Origin of the sequence: Pyrobaculum sp. (genome assembly GCF_049971835.1) — an archaeon.
Lineage (GTDB): Archaea > Thermoproteota > Thermoprotei > Thermoproteales > Thermoproteaceae > Pyrobaculum.
Map to the genome: position 1 here is coordinate 1 of NZ_JBMFKV010000183.1, position 3,706 is coordinate 3,706.

Consider the following 3,706-nt stretch of genomic DNA (forward strand, 5'->3'; position numbering starts at 1 on the left):
GTAAGCCCTGCCGCCTGTAGAGAGGCATATTATACCGGTTAGAAACATTTACCACCCCCATCCCCCGCCACGTTTTTAAAGCCGGCGCTGGGCATCAGTTGCGTTACTAGAAGACTACACAGACAGGAGCTTTTTAAGATAACCATAGAAAAAGAAGGAGATAGACATAAAATCGTGGCGCACAGGGAAGAGGGGGGCTTGGCGGCTTGAGGTTTCAGTATTAAGATCAGATAGATACGGAAAATCGCCATTGCGAAGCTCAGAGACCCGGCGGTAAATGTCCACGCTATAGAGGAACATTTATCTGAGACAGAGGATGAGGTGCTTAAGAGGTACTTCAGAGGCTCGGGAGGCTGGCTAGATCCTGATATATTATTTAGTAAAGTAATCAAGAAGCCGAGGGTAGGTACCACAACAGAAGGAAGACCTCCGCGCGATGGACTTCACAATGTAGACGAGGGATGTAGGCAATATAAGTACGGCACCAAGCCGTATCACAGTGGTGATGTAGTTAAAACCTACCCATCTACACCATGTAGATCTACGTTGAATAATTAGAAGAGAGAAGTAAAAACTTAAGAGAAAGCGGTATATCACATAAGCCATCAGATATAGCAGTGGAAAAATTCTATACCTATAAACAAAGCCTTAAGTCAACCCAAGTCTTAATATAGTAAATTTAAAATTAAACAATAATTATATTTCTAGTATATGGTGAATATCAAAAAAAGATAACATGGCTGACCTTTTTTCTTTAAATTCATAAGAATTAACACCTTGAAGGGATATGTCATCAATGTTATCTTTAATAAATTGAATAGAAGAACATCGATCAAGACTACAATTTTTACAATTTTTAGCACATAGAATAAATGATTGACTACCAGATCTAATATAAATAATATTAGGTGATAAAACAAGTGTGAAATTTAATTTTTTTGAAAGAGTTGATAAAAACATTTTCACTTCATTAATATGAGAATGAGCAATAGAAAATGAAATAAGTTCAATTAAATTTCTAGGTAATATATTAGACCTAGATATTGTATCTAATACCACATTTAACATTGTTTTATCCGTTGTTCCTAGCATTTTTGAAAATATAGATATAATATTTTGTCTTGATTGTATATCGTATTTATATAAAAATAGTAAACCATATAATGTTATCCTACATTGTTTCTTTTTTTTGTTTTTATTACATGAAATCAAGCCATTCATTTCTAGTTTTTTAATTAATTTATAAGCAAATGAAGGGTAGAAGTTATATTTTTTCATTATTTTATAAGGTGTAATTTCTTCATTTTTATCTATTAAACTTTTTTCAACAAATGTTTTTAAGAGATCTAAAATTATCGGATCCACATCGCTTTCTATTTTCTCTTGTTTAAATGTATTACTATACATGGTGTACACTATATATTAGCCATGTACGATGCATTTAATTCACGGCAATGAAGGTTTTATATATCTCTTATGCAAGTTTTTGCGTGAAAATCATTCAAATTGAGGTCTCAACAGTCTGTAATGGGGCGTGTATTTATTGCCCCTTAACTATTTTCTCAGCAACTTGGAATAGAAAATTTATGGACATTTCTCTTTTTATAAAAATCCTTAATGAAGGTAAAGAATTAGGTTTTGAACATGTACATTTACAAGGGTGGGGAGAGCCCCTCCTTCATCCTAGATTTATTGAGCTGTTATCTATGGCTAAGACCAGTTTTATGACAAGCTTTGCAACAAATGGCGTATATCTAACCAATGAAATGGCACATAGAATTCTTAAAGCAGGTGTAGATTTAGTAGCAGTAACTTTTGCAGGTGCAACTGCCGCCACTCATAATATGATCAGAAAGGGAAACGACTTTGATACAGTTGTACAGAATGTTAAAAATTTTATAAAAATTTCCAAATTACATCACAATAGGCCGAAAGTTGTAGCAATTTACATGTTATTAAAGGAGACGCTTAGAGAACTGCCTCGTTTCGTAGAGTTGGCGGCTAATTTAGGTGTAGATGAAATAAACTTAAGTAATATTTCCTACATCCCAAATCTCAATACTTGGCGACGCCGAATTTTTACGGAATTTTTCAGAGAAGTACCCCACGAAGTGTTGGAAACAATAAAAGAGGCGAGACGTATAGCTGAAGAGTTTGGCATTCCTCTCAACTATAGGAGATTTTCCCCACTGGAATATACCATATGTCCAGAAAATCCCTTATCAACACTTTTTATAAACGTCGAGGGAGACGTCTCTCCCTGTGTATATTTAAACATCCCAGCACATGACCCTGTTAGATGTTTTGAAGGCAGATGCGAAAAAGCGCCTCGCTTAGTATTTGGTAATTTAAAAACAGAAAATTTAAAAACTATACTAACGAAGCGCCGATATAAGGATTTTATTAATATCTGGGAGATGAGAGTGCGTGAAACAACAACTCCGGTCTTCCCACCGGATGACTGCAAAAATTGTTATCTTTTATATGGAATCTAAAAAAAGCCTATTTACTTGGGGAAGAACGACGTGCTTATTAAATAGGCTAGGCCGATAATTATCAACAGGGCGATGCCGTAGGCGATGAAGAGGTTCCACACCTTGTACTGCTTCATCAAGCTAAACCTGGTGTTTATCCCAATAGCCACGAAGGTCAAGCCGAAGAGCAACACGCGGAACGGGTCAGTGCCCCTATTAACCACCACAGGCACCACGGCCTTCGTAGCGGCGTCCACCGGGTTCTGTTGAGAGGCGTATACGGTGCCCGCGAGGTTCATGATGAGGAGCGACACCACAATAGAAGTAAAGAAGTATCCCAAGACAAACTTGGGAAATCTAAACCACAACTCTAGAGGAGAAGGCCTCCTCCTCTCTACACCTGGACTGGCCTTAGCCGCCACGCCAGCCCCCTGCTCAGCGGCGGCTCTCCGAGTCTCGACAATAAACACCCAGATTAACGCCAGCACGAAGGCTATGACCCCAATCCATATGTCGATCAGCACTTTAGACATAACGCCTACGCTAAGCGGAATATCGCTACCCACCCCCCTCGCTACTATCTCAGCGGAGGCGGCGGCGGCGCCGTCTGTCTTGACGGAGAGGCCCATCCACGCCCCCGCGGCCGCCGGGCTCATAACACCCGCCTTAACTAGAGAAATCCCAACCCAGGGCAGTATGACAAGCTCCACCGCCGCGTATATTAAAATCGCCGCCGAGACCATGGTGGGGTAGATGGCAGGCGCGCCGATGGCGCCGGCCGCCGCGATAGAGGCTGAGACGCCGCAGACGCCGACCCCAACCGCGGCCACGACACTGAGGTCCGTATTCCTTGTGAACAGTCTAAATATTGGAAATGCGAGAAGCATAAACACCGGAAATGACATCAATACCATAGTCAAAACGGCGCCGCCGTACCTAATCCAGTCGGTAAATAGGATCTTTGCGCCGAGGAGTACAATCGCGGTCTTTATAAACCACTCCCCTCTGGCAGAGCCCAACAGCCACTGAGGCACCCTAGGCAAATTCCCCAGCAACATCCCCACAAACAGCGCCAGGGTAAAGGCAAACTCGGTGGTAACCACGTCGGCAATAGGCTTGTAGCCGATAACAAAGGCGCAGAGCCACCAAATCCAGTAAATTATGGAAAAGCCCCTCACCCAGTCGCCGAACTTAACGCCGATCAACTTCGCCGGGCCCGCCAGCAAAAGCAT

The 3,706-nt window shown here is 41.4% G+C and carries 3 protein-coding genes; 1 reads left to right on the forward strand and 2 read right to left on the reverse strand.

What is annotated here, in order from left to right:
- Nucleotides 1-696 precede the first annotated feature (696 nt).
- Entirely contained in the window at nt 697-1,365 is a 669-nt protein-coding gene (locus ACP5J3_RS11920; protein ID WP_428495891.1) for a hypothetical protein, read from the reverse strand.
- 125 nt (nt 1,366-1,490) lie between these two features.
- Here ACP5J3_RS11920 and ACP5J3_RS11925 point away from each other — a divergent pair, with 125 nt between their 5' ends.
- Nucleotides 1,491-2,495: a radical SAM/SPASM domain-containing protein gene (locus ACP5J3_RS11925; RefSeq protein WP_428495892.1), complete on the forward strand. Its 1,005-nt coding sequence runs from the start codon at nt 1,491-1,493 to the stop codon at nt 2,493-2,495.
- 11 nt (nt 2,496-2,506) lie between these two features.
- Here the strand turns inward: ACP5J3_RS11925 and ACP5J3_RS11930 are convergent.
- On the reverse strand, nt 2,507-3,706 hold a 1,200-nt coding region (locus tag ACP5J3_RS11930; protein WP_428495893.1), incomplete at its 5' end, for a putative sulfate exporter family transporter.